This window comes from Aestuariivivens insulae, assembly GCF_022662195.1.
Classification (GTDB): Bacteria; Bacteroidota; Bacteroidia; order Flavobacteriales; family Flavobacteriaceae; genus Aestuariivivens; species Aestuariivivens insulae.
The window spans coordinates 40,328-56,184 of record NZ_JAKMCS010000020.1; the positions used below are offsets into that span (position 1 = coordinate 40,328).

A 15,857-nucleotide genomic window follows, 5' to 3' on the forward strand; every position below is an offset into this window, starting at 1 on the left:
TATTTTTAGCGTTCAGTATATAACTTATGATTTTAAGAGCCGAAAATTTAATGAAGTCCTACAGCGGACGAAAAGTAGTAAAGGATGTTTCCCTAGAAGTTAAACAAGGGGAAATCGTTGGACTTCTGGGCCCCAATGGTGCAGGAAAGACCACATCGTTCTATATGATTGTTGGTTTAATAAAACCCAATGGAGGCCATATCTTTCTTGATAACACTGAAATCACAAAATATCCCATGTATAAGCGTGCCCAAAACGGTATTGGGTATTTAGCACAGGAAGCTTCGGTATTTAGAAAATTAAGTATTGAAGACAATATTTTAAGCGTATTGCAGCTTACCAAATTGAGCAAAAAAGAGCAGCACCTTAAAATGGAATCGCTTATAGAAGAATTTGGATTGGGGCATATTCGCAAGAACCGTGGTGATTTATTATCAGGTGGTGAGCGTCGCCGTACCGAAATTGCGCGTGCATTGGCTACAGACCCAAATTTTATTTTACTAGACGAACCTTTTGCCGGGGTAGACCCCGTGGCTGTTGAAGATATTCAACGTATCGTGGCCCAGCTTACCAAAAAGAACATTGGCATCTTAATTACCGACCATAACGTACAGGAAACCCTTGCCATTACAGACCGAACCTATTTAATGTTTGAGGGTAGCATCCTTAAAGCTGGCGAACCCGAAGAACTGGCTAACGATGAGATGGTTCGTAAAGTGTATTTAGGACAGAATTTCGAGCTGCGTAAGAAGAAGATTAGGGATTAAGTTTTGCTCTTCGTTTGCTGTTAAAATATCCAGCAGTTTGTTAAGATGATGATTTAGTTTCTATCATTACATCTACTATAAAAAGCCTGTCATTCCTGCGTGTCACACTGAGCCTGTCGAAGTGAAGGCAAGAATCCACAACTCACAACACTATTAAGATTGACCTGTCATTCCTGCGTGTTACGCTGAGCTTGTCGAAGTGTAGGCAGGAATCCACATTAATAAACATCATTAAAATTAACTGTCATTCCTGCGTGCCACACTGAGCCTGTCGAAGTGAAGGCAGGAATCCACAACCCCATCTCATTCAAAAACAATAGCTTCACCAAGCTTTATTTATAATATTATTCTTAGTTTTAGCACTGCTTGTCATTCCTGCGTGTCACGCTGAGCCTGTCGAAGCGCAGGCAGGAATCCACATTCATAAACATCATTAAAATTAACTGTCATTCCTGCGTGCCACACTGAGCCTGTCGAAGCGGAGGCAAGAATCCACAACTCACAACACTATTAAGATTGACCTGTCATTCCCGCGCGTTACGCTGAGCCTGCCGAAGCGGAGGCAAGAATCCACAACTCCATCTCATTCAAAAAACAATAGCTTTACCAATCTTTATTTGTAATATTATTCTTAGTTTTAACACTGCTTGTCATTCCCGCGTGTCACACTTAGCCTGTCGAAGCGAAGGCAGGAATCCACATTCATAAACATCATTAAAATTAACTGTCATTCCTGCGTGTCACGCTGAGCCTGTCGAAGTGAAGGCAGGAATCCACTTGTTAGCCATAATACTTATGTACAAAACCATACACCAATACTACCTATACATTTTAACCAATAAAAGAAATGGCACATTATACATTGGTGTTACAAACAATTTAGAACGAAGAATGTTTGAACACAAAAACAAACATATTGAAGGCTTTACCCAAAAATACGGTTTAAACCAATTGGTCTATTTTGAAACCTACCAATATATAAACGATGCCATTAAAAGGGAAAAGAACATGAAAAAATGGAAAAGGCAATGGAAAATTAAACTGATTGAAAAAGAAAATCCAAATTGGCATGATCTTTCTAAAGATTGGACTTACCTTATCGAATAATGGATTCCAGCCTGCGCAGGAATGACAATCAAATCACTCATTCATTCTCTTTTTTTTCCTTTGAATAGTTTGATAAAAACTTTAAAAAGTTTCACCACTAAAAGCGCCACACACCCTACCAACAGACCAAGTATAAAGTCTTTTATAAAGCCAGGGAAGCTTTCCAAAACATGATGAAAATAGGGTATTTTATGCCCAAAGATACCTCCGGCCACCAATAACAAAGCAATAGTCCCTATTACCGAAAGGCTTTTTATCACCCAAGGCAAGGCATTAATTAAAAATTGCCCTATAACTTTTAAAGCACTATTCTTATTGGATGCATGTAAAGTAACCAATTTTAAACCTAAATCATCCATTCTAACAATTAAGGCTACAATACCGTAAACGCCAACAGTAGCAATAATTGCCACAATAGACACTACCAAAACCTGAAATAAAATAGACTTGCCCAATACCGTACCCAAAGCAATAATTACAATTTCTACAGATAGGATAAAATCCGTAAAAATAGCCGACTTAATTTTTTGCTTTTCGATTTCTAACACATGCTCTTCATCACCTATATCACCAATATGCACTTCTTTTTCATGATCATGAGGCACAAAAAAATCATATATTTTTTCCACACCTTCAAATGCCAAATAAACCCCTCCCAAGACCAATGCTAAGGTAACAGCCCATGGCGCAAAAGCGCTTAATAAAAAAGCTATAGGGAGTATGATAAGCTTGTTAAGAAAGGAGCCTTTAGTTATGGCCCATAATACAGGAAGCTCTCTTGAAGACACAAAACCTGTTGCCTTTTCGGCATTCACTGCCAAATCATCTCCTAAGATACCTGCTGTCTTCTTAGTTGTAATCTTACTCATTACTACAACATCATCCATTAATGTAGCTATATCATCCAACAATGCAAAAAAACCAGATGCCATGAAAATTATATTAAGATTTGGAGATTAAATTATCTAGAACCGACATGGCTATATAAAGCAATATAAGCAACGGAATGGCTGCAAATTGCAAAACAATTAACAGCACCATACAAAGCATAATAAAAATGTAACGGGTGGCATTACCTTTAAAACTGTAATCCTTAAATTTTAAAGCGAACAGTTTAATACCCGAATTTAAAAGATAAGCACTTAGTAAAGTCACCCCAATTAAAAACCATTTATTTAAAATAATAGCATTAATAGCATCATTATTCTGAAACTCCATAATAAGGGGCAATGATAAGATGAACAAGGCATTGGCAGGCGTTGGCAAGCCTTTAAAATAGCTCTGTTGCTCGGTATCGATATTAAAATTGGCCAGTCGGTAGGCTGAAGCTAAAGTGATTAATAAACCAAAGCAAGAAAAAACGGATACACCAAATAAGATATCAGATGTATCATTTACACCCCAATCTAGTTCCACAAGTTCTAACAACTTATACATTACAATGCCAGGCACCAAACCACTGGTCACCATATCGGCCAAAGAATCGAGTTGCAGGCCCAATTCACTTTGAACCTTTAATTTTCTGGCAGCCAGCCCATCAAAAAAATCAAAGAAAATACCTAAAAAGACAAAGAAAGCCGCTGCAACAAAATTGCTATGCACAGCATATATAACGCCAATACATCCACAGAACAAATTCAAAAGGGTCAAGGCATTAGGTATATGTCGCTTCATATTTTTGATTGTAAATTTCTAGTTTCTAATTAATTTGAAAAGCCCCTAAGCTCTCTTTTCTGTTTACCGAACACTGATCACTAAACACTAACACTTCCGTCATCCGTCATCGGTCTTCCGTCTTCTTCCCTCCGTTAAGACACAAAGCCACTAATCTCTCTTTTCTGATCACTGACCACTGATTACCGAACACCAAACACTACAACTGTCAACTAAAAAAGGTTGTGTAAAAATAACAAACAAATAGGGTCTAATCCAAGTAGAAAACAATATCTATTCTAAATTGAAGTTTATAGAATGTAAATTATGTGCATATTTGTAAAAAATTTGTGTTTGAAAGCTTATCTCACTACCATACTATGCTTTGCTACCCTTCTATTGAGTGCTCAAACCACTAGAAAATACTCTAATGAGTTTATGAACATAGGGGTCGATGCAGCCGCATTGGGGATGAGCAGTGCCGTGACAGCGCATACTGCCGATGTAAACTCCGGCTATTGGAACCCCGCAGGATTATTAGCGATTGAAGACAACCAATTGGCTTTAATGCATTCCAGCTACTTCGCCAATATTGCCAATTACGACTATGCTGCTTTTGCGATGCCTTTGGATGATAGAAGTGCTATTGGCGTTTCCTTAATCCGTTTTGCTGTAGATGACATTTTAAATACCACCCAACTTATCGACGAACAGGGCAATATTAATTACGACCGTATAAGCCTGTTTTCTACTGCCGATTATGGCTTAACCTTTTCCTATGCCAGGGCCTTACCTGTCGAAGGACTTAACTACGGAGTTAACGCCAAGGTGATCCGTAGAATTATTGGCGACTTTGCCTCGTCGTGGGGCTTCGGATTGGATGTTGGCATTCAGTTTGAAACGGACAACGATTGGAAATTTGGAGCCATGGCAAGGGATATCACGACCACCTTTAACGCATGGGCTATTGATGAAGCCGAATTTGAAACCATTAGGGATGCTGTTGAAGGCCAAAACCAAGAACTACCGGAAACTACCGAAATCACCATTCCAAAACTACAATTAGGAGTCTCAAAACTGTTGACCTTCAACTACGATTACACCCTACTCACCGCTGTAAACCTAAATGTGCGCTTCGAAGAAAATAACGATATTTTTTCAACATCATTTGCAAGCATTAATCCAGCCTTAGGCTTTGAGTTTGGCTATATAGACATGGTATATTTACGTGCCGGCATGGGCAATTTTCAAAACGAACGCCAATTCGACAATACCGAACAGCTTACCTTCCAGCCAAGCTTTGGCGTTGGCTTTAAGTATAATGGTATCCAAATAGATTATGCCTTTACCGATATAGGCGACCAGAGCGTTGCCCTATATTCCAATGTGTTTTCCCTAAAACTTGATTTTAGTATTTTTAGGTGATGAATTTGTTTAAACTTTTTTACTTTGAAGAAAAATAACATCAATCCATTTGGTCTCGATACGATTCCGATAACTATCGCAATCACTCGACCTGACATCTACATATTCAAAAATTGTCAATTCGAGTGGTTTTTCAAAGAAAAACTGTATCGAGAATTGTATTCTTTTAAAGATTTGAATTATTTCCGCAGAAAATTACTTCTCCTTGTAAGCTTAATATTTGCCTTTAATGTGCAGGGACAGCAAAAGAAACTATCTCCAGAAGCCGAAATTAGTGTGCTCACCATTGGACCGGGTGCCACCTTAAACGATGCGTTTGGACATAGCGCCTTCAGAATAAAAGATTATATAAAAGGGCTTGACCTAGTTTTTAATTATGGGGTCTACGATTTTAACACACCTAACTTCTATCTCAAGTTCGCTCAAGGAAAACTTAATTATTTAATTGGGTTGGATTATTACGAAGATTTTTATGAAAGCTATATCGCCCAAAACAGAACTATAAAAGAACAGGTTTTAAACCTATCACAAACCGAAAAACAAAAACTGTTCGATTATCTCGCAAATAATTATAAGCCAGAAAACCGGGCCTACCTCTACGACTTCTTTTACGATAATTGTGCAACCAAGATAAAAGATGTACTCCAAGAGGCCACCAGTAATAGCATTACATTTAAAACACCTAAAAATTTTGAAGCCAAGACCTTTAGAAGCCTAATTCACGAAAACCTTGATTTGAATTCTTGGGGAGCAGTGGGTATTGATGTAGCCTTAGGATCTGTTATCGACAGACAAGCCACACCAGAACAACATATGTTTCTACCCAAAAATATTTATCGCTTTTTTGGGGCTGCAACCGTTAAAACAGACAATAACAAAACATTAGTAAAGCAAAAACGTGTCCTTTTCGAAAAAATGGAGCAACCCAAGCAAAATGACTTTTTTACAAGTCCGCTGTTTGTTTTTGGTGTTCTTGGGGTATTTATTCTATGGCTCACTTACAAAGACTTTAAAAATAAAAAACGGACGCTTTGGTTAGACGTTTTATTGTTTAGCATAACAGGTATTATTGGCGTTTTTATTTTATTGTTATGGTTTGCTACCGACCATACGGGCACACATCAAAATTACAACCTCTTATGGGCTTTTGCACTTAACCTTTTGGTGATACCGCAACTATTAAAAAAACAACCCGCTAAATGGTTTATCAAGTACCTTAAATTTTTAATCATCCTATTATGCTTACTTACCCTGCATTGGATTATTGGCGTACAGGTATTTGCTATTGGGTTAATACCCTTTTTCATCGCCCTATTACTTAGGTATATATATTTGGTTAAACATTATAGGTTATAAGCTTTAGCTTTATTACTGAAGACAAACCAACCCCAACACCACAAACAACAAGAGCAAACTGAGCACCGAACACCGAACACTGATCACTGCAAACTGAATACTGAATACTGATCACTGAATACTGAATACTGCCCACTGCTCCCGTCTCCCGTCATCGGTCATCCGTCATCAATCACCCAACCTATATTCACTCGTCAGGCCACCAAATACTGCAAACTAAACACTGAATACTGAGACTGAACACAGAATACCGAACACTGATCACTGCAAACTGAATACTGAATACTGAATACTGAACACTGAACACTGCTCCCGTCTCCCGTCATCGGTCATCCGTCATCAATCACCCATCATCACTCACCCAACTTACATGCGCTCAACAACACGTCAAACACTGAACACCGAACACCAAACACTAAACCACTACTGCCCCCTAAAGAAAATAACCGTACTTATGGTTTTTAATAAAATGTTGAAGTCCAGAAAAAAACTACGATGCTTGATATAATACAAGTCGTATTGCAATTTAAGCAAGCTATCGTCTACCGAAGCTCCGTAGCGCGTTTTCACTTGGGCCCATCCAGTAAGTCCGGGTTTTATAATATGTCGGGTTTCATAAAAAGGCAACACTTGCGATAGCTCCCTAACAAAGTACGGGCGTTCAGGCCGAGGCCCAATCAAACTCATATCACCCTTTAGGATATTTACAAATTGAGGAAACTCATCCAATCGGGTATTGCGCAAAAACTTCCCGAAAAAGGTTATTCTAGAATCATTTTTCTTGGCCCAGACCGCCCCATTATGCTCTGCATTCTTGATCATGGTTCGGAATTTTACCATCTTAAACACATCGCCATTTTTCCCTATACGGTCCTGAACAAAAAACAAAGGGCCTCTATTACCTATTAGGTTGCCTAAAAAAATGAATGGCACCAATACCACACCAACCAAAACACCAATTATAGATATAAGAACATCCATTAAACGCCTAAAAAACAGGTAGAGTTTGTTTTGGCTACTTCGGCTAAACGGAAAGTATTTATAAAAGTCCTTACCCACATACTGAACAGGAACCCTACGGGTCATCTCTTCGTAAACCTGGGTATATTCCTTAATAGAAAAACCCGTTTCGAGCAAGGTAATGAGTTTATGATAAATATCTGAAGTGATGTTTTCCGAATTATAGCTAGCAACGACTATTTCCTTAACATCATGTTCCTTAATAACTTTATGGATCTCGCTGGGGTGAAATTCTGGCACACCAAAAAAACGTATCCCTTCTTGCTGTTCGGCTTCACAATTAATAAAGCCTATAATCTTATAATTGGGATCGGCCTCCCAAAACGCCTTAATAATCGACTCGATATTAGACACCTCACCTACCAAGAGCACTTTTTTATAAAACCTAGGGGACACAATAAAGGTTAAATACATAAAACGCCACAAAAGCAAAGCACTTAAAATAGCGAAATAAAAGTAGAGTATCTGCAAGCGGTTTGCAGGTAAAAAAGGCGTATAAAAAGGGGTTAATAAATAAACCAAAACGGTCACCGAAACCGTAAGCACGATATTGGAAACCACCTGTTCCATTTTACTGGATTTCTGCAAATCGTACAATTCAAAAACAGTTCCAAATACAGATATATATAGGACAAGCACCAAAACCCAGGTCCAGTTTTCTTTGGTAATACTAAAATAATCGAAATCGAAAAGGTTACCTACCAGGTAAAGCAGTCCAAGTACAAATACCAGATCAAAAACCCGAAGCAAGACTTTCCGTTCAGATATATTAAAATGAATATTTTGGTTAGACATGTTAGTAAGGGTAAATAGCAATGTATAAATATAACACCTTATGCCGACAAGACCACATATTATTTTAAAACATTAATCCATTGTGTTTTTATATGGTTCCAGTCGAATGCCGCCACTTTTTGGTGTGCATTCAAAACCATTTTATTGGTTCTTTCAGAATTAGACATAAGGCCTTTTATAGCTTCAGTAAAAGCTTGTTCATCATCGGGAGCAACAAGAATACCGTCTTTTTCATGATCAATTAAAAAAGGCATCCCTCCAACCTTAGTCGAGACTATAGGAAGCCCCAAGGCCATAGCTTCAATAACACTAACAGGCATATTGTCAAAATTAGTGGTGTTTATAAACACATTATAATCATTTGAAAGGGCTATCCATTCCGGTTTACTTAACTTACCCGTAAACTTAACCTCTACCTGCAATGCCTTTGCTAACTGTTTGGTGTCTTCTAAGCTACCATCACCACTATCTGGTCCCACCATACAAAGCGACGCTTTAATACCGCTTTCCTTTAACCTTTTCAATACCCTTACGGCCAATTTGGGATTATATAGTTTTGAAAACGAACGTACCCAAAGCATTTGTACATCTTCAATCGCTCTGTCTTTAAAAGGATAATCATTTAGGGTTATGGTATTGGGGATATACTCAAGATTTGAATAGCCATACCGCTCAAAAACATTCTTTAAATAATTTGAAGGAGCTATGTTAGTATGGGCATGTTTAAATATTAAACGACTCAAGTAAGGATTATACCCCAAACGCTTTGGTAAATTCCCACCTCGCAAAATAGGAATATAATTTACCCCTAAAACCCTACAAACTAGGGAAATAATAAGGGCATAATAAAAATTATAAGTACTATAGGTGTCAATAAGCACATATCGAACCCGTTTTCTATAATGAATACAGGCATAAACCATGTGCAACAAGCGGTATATTTTATTTTCCTTATTGGAGGCATAAAACACTGGTCCTACTACATCCTCTAACAATGGGCCAAGGGTGTCTATTCCAGTAAGGTTCTTGTTGCTAGCCTTTAATTTGTTTCCTATATAAAGCAGGTTTACCATAAGTTAATTTTAATAAAGATAAGGCATAGATAAAAGCAGGAGCCGCAATACGCATGGAAGAGTGATTAATGGTTAAAAACCAAAAACACAAAAAGGCATAAAAATAATAATTACTCTTATTACGCGACCTAATATCAAAAGGCTTAAAAATCAAAATCAAAACAATCATAACACCCAAAATACCATGTTCTGCCAAAATTCTACTTATTTCACTATGGGAGGTAACGCCCTGCCCTTCAATTTCAAAACGCATGTCTTTGGCCCGACTGGATCCAATCCCCAAAAAGGGACTGGAAATAAACCCTTCCAACTCGTTCATAAATAAGGCTACGCGCCCCGTAGTCAGATCTTCCTTTTCTCTCCCCAAATGGTCCTTATTGGCATAACGCAGATCAATAAACCCTTCCGATTGTTTAGAACTGATTACCCATGTTGCCATTAAACTAAAACAAAAAAGCAGGAATACCATAAAAATTTCATTCTTCTTGCGCTTCGAAGCCTTAAAAAAATAAACCACTAAAAAAGCGATAATGGCAAGAACAGCCGTTACAACCCCACCTCGGCTAAAGGTAACCACCGCCCGATAGGATATTAAAACCAGTATAACTGTGTTTAAAATCTTTAACACCAATGTTGGTGATTTCGTAAAAAGACGAACCGTCATAATAAACATACCCAATCCTAAAACAGTCGCAACCTGATTGGGCCCAAAACCACCAGAAGCGGCGCGGTTTGATGCCGTACTGGACAACACTTCCTTAATACTTGGGGTATAAAAATAAATATAGGCGGTATGGGCAATAATGGGCAATACCATATACAACAACACTTCAGAGAGTTGCTTATTGCTTATCTTTTTATCGTACATGTACAAAGCCGCAAGCCCTAAACAAACTGGTCCAGATAAGACAAAAGCGATGTTGGTTCTAAAATTGGCATCGAAACTCAAAGTAGTGGAAGCCACAAAAATAGAGGGCACCAAAAACATTAAATAGATGAAATACGGATAGGCCTTACCCGAAACCCCCCTATAGAACATCCCCATCACAACAAATAAAATCACCAAATACTTCGACGCCTCATAAGCTATCGCTCCCTTGGTCATACGTAACAAAACCTCGGCCCCCACAAAATACGCACAGGCTTTTAAGACCTCTATCGTTTTTAAATTATCGGGAGCCATAATAATACGATACATAAAAAAAAGTAACGCCAGGGCAAAGTACAACTTGGCCAGGGTCTCATTAAAATAAATGAGCATACCCATTAAAACATGCAACCCAATGGCCCCTATGTAAGATATATTATACTTCAATAATCGCTAGATAATTATCAGGTTCTAATCAGGTAAATATAAAACAATCCTTAGGAACAATAGAAGTAGACCAAAAAGATTACAACTAATGTATGCTCTAGGCAAAGATGCGTTTATAATTGTCCAAAGGAAAACGATAATGGTAACTTCGGTTTAAAATATACAACAAAAAATGGATCGTAAAAATTGGCAAAAAAGGCTTGAAACGCCTTAAAAAAGCATCATAGGTTTTATTGGAATAATCACAAATTAAAAAAGGAACCGTTTTAGGATTAAAAAAACTGTTCTCAATCGCATGGGGCGCTACCAATCTAATGCTGCTAAAATATTCAAAACGAACTGGCTTATGGGCTCTCAGCAATCGATAAACACCTATTACAGATAGCGGCAAATCATCTTCAGAATAAAACATAATGCATCTGGATACATCTATTAAAACCCATTGACCTAATTCTTTAATAAAAACCTCATTAAAAGAGTGCCCCCCAAAACATTTATCAAACGGTGCCCGTATAACGCCCCATTCCCGCACCTGAATATCGTTGATAACGCAAAAATTATTAAAGACCTGGGCTATATCGCTACACACCCCAACCCGACCATTCAACATCTTTCTCAGAGCTGTCTCAGACGGTTCACTCAAACCGGCCCCACCCTTAATATGGGTACGTAACCAAATACACAATTGCTTAACACAGTCCAGATCGGTTTCTGGATTGCGATCCTTAAATATAAGCGCATTGATCTTGTAAAAATAAGAGGGAATATCCTGTTTGCTATTTGCCGAATTGTAAGTACAGTGTTTAATGGCTTCGGCATTCGAATTCCTTGATAGCAAGCGAAATCGTGTGACATACAAAAACGGATGACGCTTTAAGGTCCAAAGTACTTTTTTAACAACCATCAAATAGTTAGAATTAATAGCCTATCATTGGGAAACCTTTTAAAAGATATAAATTATTTACCAAATAACAAAATTTCGCTACTAATCTGGCCATTATAATAACTATAAGTAAACTTCTCAATACCTTTTGTTCCCCTACGTATCATATCCATATAGTTGGTATTGGACAGACCTAAAAAATGCTCTATGGCCACAACCAGATTTTCTACGGTTACAGAATCCAGTAAAAATCCATTGTCAAGATGCCTAATATAATACCCTATCGCAGAAATATTGGATACAATAGGCATGCATCCGTAATTCATGGCTTCAGCAATAACCTTAGGGAACCCTTCCGAAGCAGACGGCAAAACAATAGCATGACTTTCCATATAAATAGCATGAACAGCGTTACGGGGCAACAAACCATGAAATACAATATTCAAATCTATGGCACTAGCTTTGTGCTTATACAAACCAATCGAACGACCGTCACCAACAATATGCACGGTACCAATTTTAGACTTACTTTGGGGAGATAGCCTATCCAGTGCATCAAACAAGATACCAATACCTTTTGCCTCTTCAATACGTCCCACAAAACAAAAATCGACCCTATTATTAGCCAATTGTTTTTCAAGAACAATCTGCTGCGCAACAGCAACTTCATCTAAGGTCAAACACGGATTTTCAAAAGTCAAACAGTGCTTAGGCTGATGCTCCCACACCCCGTTTATGGTCACTGCTCTATGCTGAAGCTTTAATAGCCAGCGCTGAAATCGATAAGAAAATTTAGGATGTGCCTGCCCCCAATTACCGGCATATTTAAACCAGCCTTGTTTAACACTGCAGCACATCAAATAAGGAATAACAAAAACACCAATACCAGTAGGCGCCCTAAATTGAAAATAATCACACTGCTTTAGCGCCTTACCTACTGTATACAAAATACGGGGAGCCTGTTTCAATATTAAAAGTTTATCCCATAAACCATGACCACCCACAGCCGGAATGGGAATAAACTTGATCCTGCCTGAGGTATAGGGCAACATATTAGAGGGAACATCGCCCGAATGTAACATAGCCACATGAAAAATCTCATCGAACACCTCTAACAGATGATTAATCTCTGTTACAGTAGCTCCCAAACCTACCACTGTACCATCCGTAGTCATGTAATGTTCAGTATGTGATATAATGGCAAGTTTCATCAGCGATGTTAATGTTTTTAAAAATCGGCTTTAATCCCATGTCCTAAAACCAATCCTTACCTGGTGTATCCAATAATTAGTTTCAGTAAGATAGTTACAAGGCCCAAGAACAAAGGTGCTATTTTTATTTAAACTTAAAAATTATTTTTAAACTTTACCTATCAGCCTCCTGTCATTCAGAGCGAAGCGAAGAATCTCTCCTGTCATTCAGAGCAAGCATAGCCACATATACTACGAACACTTTTTTAATATCGAAGAAGCAATAAAAAGAGAAAAGGAAATTAAGGGCTGGAGTCGTTCCAAAAAAGAAAACCTAATAAAGGACTTCAACCCTAATTGGACATTCTTAAACAATTCAATCTAAAGATTCTTCAGTCGGCCAAAAAGCCTCCTTCTGAATGACAAAACCCATTGCCATTCAGAGCGCCCCTGTCATTCAGAGCAAGCGCAGCGAAGCGAAGAATCTCTTGTCATTCAGAGCGCAGCGAACCTGCCTGCCGATAGGCAGGGAATCTCATGTCATTCAGAGCGCAGCGAAGCATCTCCTCCCTCAATAACACCAACATACCGCTGCACAAGCGCACGCCATTGATGTTCTTCAGCCCATTCATAGGCTTGCTTTTTAAATGCTCCCTTTTTTTCCAAAATCATAGAAACCGCACGAACAAAAGCCTGGGCATCATTCCCATCGATAAGCACACCAGATCTACCGTCGGCAATAGCATCTTCAACACCCGCCCCCTTAGCTCCAATAGCCGGCACCCCCATGGCATTAGCTTCCAATATGGCGATGCCAAACCCTTCCACATCACCACGCTCGGTTGCTGTACTTAACATGACAAATAGATCCGTTCCTGCAAGCACTTGCTTTAGCCGGGCTTCATCTAGAACGCCGTGAAAGGTCACATGCGATACAACCCCTAAATCTTCAGCTACTGACTTAAAAGCAGGCATTTCTGTTGAAATCCCCACACAATGGTAATGTAAGTCCGGATACACCTTTAAAAGTTCTGGCAAATGCTTAATAACATGCATCTGTCCCTTTCTTTCTGAAATTCGCCCAACAGTAGTAAGTACAGGTGTGCCCTTTAAGCTTATTTCAGGATCTTCTTCAACGGCCCATCTCCTTAAATCAATCCCATTGGGAATAACAATAACGTCCCGCTTCAAATGACTTACCAATTGTTTTGTAAAGCGCGATACCGCAACAATGGCATCAAAACGCTTTAAAGCCATATCTACAGATTTCCTTAATAATACCGATTTAAAATTCACTTCAGAACCATGAATAACGGCCAAGATTTTACACTTACAGAAAACACTACACAAAGCCACATTCCAAAGCGAAAACTTGCCCGTGGCAATAACATATGGTGCGTGCCTCACAGCCTTAAAAGTAGTAGCAATACGCCTTAAGTACATTAAGAACCGCCAGCTTTTGCTTTTTATTCTATCGACACGAAAAGGTAATCTGCCATCAAAAGCCCTTTCCTCTTCTCCCAATTTAGAGCGTTCATCAGTTATAACACACACCTCATAGCCATGTTCATATAAATGTTGTGCTAAATGATACGCATGATTGCCTATGCCACCGGGTTGTGGCGGAAACTCAGAACTTACTATAACGATATGTGCATTCGTTTCAATCATTCAAAGATTCTATTAAAGGCCCTTGTTTTAGCTTCCTACTTGACAATCTCCAGGAGCTAAACACCTGAAAACATACCACAGGTAATATTAAAACACTAATAATGGCACCAACAACCAGTAAAGGACGGTGCTTTTTAAATTGATATGGAAAAATCGACAATGGCACTGTTCTTAATAAAGCCAAACGGGCTGCAGCATTACCAAAATAACGCCTGTAAAAATAAAGTACACTGGGAATTGGCCTTGGGGCAAAAAACTTAGAAGGCCTAAAGGCATCCCAACTCCCTAACTCCCGCAAGCCTCCCGTACCAGCTTTCACATCAACACATGATGCTTTGGGGTTCGAGACACTCTTAATCCCAGACAAATAGACCCGTAATCCAAACTCACCATCTCCCATACGTTGCTTTTCAAACTGGCGATCAAATAAGCCCACAGTTTTAAAAACATGTTTGTATAACATGGCATTTCCTGTTGCAAATTGAGACGCAACAGCAAAAAAGGATCGTGCTTTGGGAATGGACTTACCCGCAGGATAAAACACCCCGGCCGATACCTCAGCACCAAAAAAGTCCAAACATTTAAGATGGTTCGAAATCCAATCGGGTTGCACCCTAACATCATCTTCAGATAGGGCGATCAACGTGCCTTTTGCTCGCTTTATGGCCGTATTCCGCGCCAACCAAAGGGCTTTTTCTTCTTGTCTTATAAGTTGAATATCCAGGTTAAAAGCTTTGTAGAAATCAGCATCAAAAGGAGTGGATTGATCCACTACAATAACCTCAAAATTTTGATAATCCTGCTGTTCCAAATCCTCTAAAACGGCTTTTAAATAATGGTATCGATTTAAGGTGGGAATAACAACGCTAACTTTCGGACAGGTCTCCAGCATAGGGGAATCATAAGCGTCCCAATTTGAATACCCCACAGTATAAGCTCCTGCCTGTAATTGTTTGATACATCGCGTAGCATACCAGGATCGTATTTCTACAAACGGATTCCGAAAGGATATCAACCGTAACAACAACACATAAAGGACCCATGCCGGATGAAAATATTTACGTATAAAGTGATAATTATCCCGAACGGACAACGCTTCAAACACGGTATACGCTGGAACCTCTCCTACAAAACCGCACTGTATAGCCTGCCACGACAAATCGTAAGCCTTCGCCACTGCCGACTCATAGCGATCATCAGGTTTCAATTGGGTTACCACCTCATCTGGTAACAGATCGGCTTTAGGAAACACCGATGCACCATGCTTTAAATAAAGTTGAAAATAATGTGTTGGTTGTAAATAACGAAGAAAGTGGAATAGCATACAGCTTTATATTTGTTTCCTTATAAATTTCTGAAACTTGGCCCAAATTACATATGAATCTTCAAAAAAACTAATTTACGTTATATCATTCAAAATAATCCTGTCATTCAGTCCCTGTCATCCAAAGTATCCCTTGTCATTCAGAGCGAAGTGGACTTCCTATATTAGACTGGACATAAAGATGAGAGAATATGCTTGCTAGTTATTAACTTAGCAATTATGAGAAGTAAACCCAAACATTACACTTTAGAATTTAAACAAAAGGCAGTGGAGTTGAG

The 15,857-nt window shown here is 38.7% G+C and carries 13 protein-coding genes; 4 read left to right on the plus strand and 9 right to left on the minus strand.

Annotated features, from left to right (window positions below; translation table 11 throughout):
- Positions 1-26: 26 nt before the first annotated feature.
- Positions 27-767, plus strand: a complete 741-nt coding sequence (gene lptB / locus MR062_RS16570; RefSeq protein WP_242206328.1) for an LPS export ABC transporter ATP-binding protein — start codon at positions 27-29, stop codon at positions 765-767.
- Between the two features lie 795 nt (positions 768-1,562).
- Complete coding sequence (locus MR062_RS16575) at positions 1,563-1,874, plus strand: GIY-YIG nuclease family protein (RefSeq protein WP_242206330.1); 312 nt, start codon at positions 1,563-1,565, stop codon at positions 1,872-1,874.
- A gap of 41 nt (positions 1,875-1,915) precedes the next feature.
- Here the strand turns inward: MR062_RS16575 and MR062_RS16580 are convergent, their stop codons facing one another.
- Together MR062_RS16580 and MR062_RS16585 are read right to left on the minus strand one after the other, a co-directional pair.
- Positions 1,916-2,806: a DUF808 domain-containing protein gene (locus tag MR062_RS16580; RefSeq protein WP_242206333.1), complete on the minus strand. Its 891-nt coding sequence runs from the start codon at positions 2,804-2,806 to the stop codon at positions 1,916-1,918.
- 10 nt (positions 2,807-2,816) lie between these two features.
- Positions 2,817-3,548, minus strand: a complete 732-nt coding sequence (locus MR062_RS16585; RefSeq protein ID WP_242206335.1) for a CDP-alcohol phosphatidyltransferase family protein — start codon at positions 3,546-3,548, stop codon at positions 2,817-2,819.
- 333 nt (positions 3,549-3,881) lie between these two features.
- Here MR062_RS16585 and MR062_RS16590 point away from each other — a divergent pair, with 333 nt between their 5' ends.
- Together MR062_RS16590 and MR062_RS16595 are read left to right on the plus strand one after the other, a co-directional pair.
- A complete protein-coding gene (locus MR062_RS16590) occupies positions 3,882-4,952 on the plus strand; it encodes a putative type IX sorting system protein PorV2 (RefSeq protein WP_394800548.1) in 1,071 nt (356 codons plus the stop codon).
- Positions 4,953-5,108: 156 nt separating this feature from the next.
- Entirely contained in the window at positions 5,109-6,308 is a 1,200-nt protein-coding gene (locus tag MR062_RS16595) for a lipoprotein N-acyltransferase Lnb domain-containing protein (RefSeq protein WP_242206336.1), read from the plus strand.
- A 423-nt stretch (positions 6,309-6,731) separates the two neighbouring features.
- On the opposite strand, the gene MR062_RS16600 is transcribed toward MR062_RS16595, so the two are convergent.
- The 7 genes from MR062_RS16600 to MR062_RS16630 form a co-directional block, all read right to left on the minus strand.
- Entirely contained in the window at positions 6,732-8,123 is a 1,392-nt protein-coding gene (locus MR062_RS16600) for an exopolysaccharide biosynthesis polyprenyl glycosylphosphotransferase (RefSeq protein ID WP_242206338.1), read from the minus strand.
- 59 nt (positions 8,124-8,182) lie between these two features.
- Complete coding sequence (locus MR062_RS16605) at positions 8,183-9,196, minus strand: glycosyltransferase family 4 protein (RefSeq protein ID WP_242206340.1); 1,014 nt, start codon at positions 9,194-9,196, stop codon at positions 8,183-8,185.
- Positions 9,156-10,511, minus strand: coding sequence for an O-antigen ligase family protein (locus MR062_RS16610; RefSeq protein ID WP_242206342.1), 1,356 nt, complete (start codon positions 10,509-10,511; stop codon positions 9,156-9,158). Before MR062_RS16610 ends, MR062_RS16605 begins: the two co-directional genes overlap by 41 nt.
- A gap of 97 nt (positions 10,512-10,608) precedes the next feature.
- Positions 10,609-11,415, minus strand: coding sequence for a transglutaminase-like domain-containing protein (locus tag MR062_RS16615; RefSeq protein ID WP_242206344.1), 807 nt, complete (start codon positions 11,413-11,415; stop codon positions 10,609-10,611).
- Between the two features lie 53 nt (positions 11,416-11,468).
- Positions 11,469-12,605, minus strand: a complete 1,137-nt coding sequence (locus MR062_RS16620) for a glycosyltransferase family 4 protein (RefSeq protein WP_242206347.1) — start codon at positions 12,603-12,605, stop codon at positions 11,469-11,471.
- A gap of 519 nt (positions 12,606-13,124) precedes the next feature.
- Positions 13,125-14,255 (minus strand): glycosyltransferase family 4 protein, encoded by a 1,131-nt coding sequence (locus tag MR062_RS16625; protein WP_242206349.1) that lies wholly within the window; start codon positions 14,253-14,255, stop codon positions 13,125-13,127.
- Positions 14,248-15,579, minus strand: a complete 1,332-nt coding sequence (locus MR062_RS16630; protein WP_242206352.1) for a glycosyltransferase family 2 protein — start codon at positions 15,577-15,579, stop codon at positions 14,248-14,250. The genes MR062_RS16625 and MR062_RS16630 overlap by 8 nt, the downstream gene beginning before the upstream one ends.
- Positions 15,580-15,857: the final 278 nt, after the last annotated feature.

Excerpts from the sequence above, each read along its gene's own strand:
- lptB (WP_242206328.1), top strand. The coding sequence starts at position 27 with ATGATTTTAAGAGCCGAAAATTTAATGAAGTCCTACAGCGGACGAAAA.
- MR062_RS16575 (WP_242206330.1), top strand. The coding sequence starts at position 1,563 with ATGTACAAAACCATACACCAATACTACCTATACATTTTAACCAATAAA.
- MR062_RS16580 (WP_242206333.1), bottom strand. The coding sequence starts at position 2,806 with ATGGCATCTGGTTTTTTTGCATTGTTGGATGATATAGCTACATTAATG.
- MR062_RS16585 (WP_242206335.1), bottom strand. The coding sequence starts at position 3,548 with ATGAAGCGACATATACCTAATGCCTTGACCCTTTTGAATTTGTTCTGT.
- MR062_RS16600 (WP_242206338.1), bottom strand. The coding sequence starts at position 8,123 with ATGTCTAACCAAAATATTCATTTTAATATATCTGAACGGAAAGTCTTG.
- MR062_RS16605 (WP_242206340.1), bottom strand. The coding sequence starts at position 9,196 with ATGGTAAACCTGCTTTATATAGGAAACAAATTAAAGGCTAGCAACAAG.
- MR062_RS16615 (WP_242206344.1), bottom strand. The coding sequence starts at position 11,415 with ATGGTTGTTAAAAAAGTACTTTGGACCTTAAAGCGTCATCCGTTTTTG.
- MR062_RS16620 (WP_242206347.1), bottom strand. The coding sequence starts at position 12,605 with ATGAAACTTGCCATTATATCACATACTGAACATTACATGACTACGGAT.
- MR062_RS16625 (WP_242206349.1), bottom strand. The coding sequence starts at position 14,255 with ATGATTGAAACGAATGCACATATCGTTATAGTAAGTTCTGAGTTTCCG.
- MR062_RS16630 (WP_242206352.1), bottom strand. The coding sequence starts at position 15,579 with ATGCTATTCCACTTTCTTCGTTATTTACAACCAACACATTATTTTCAA.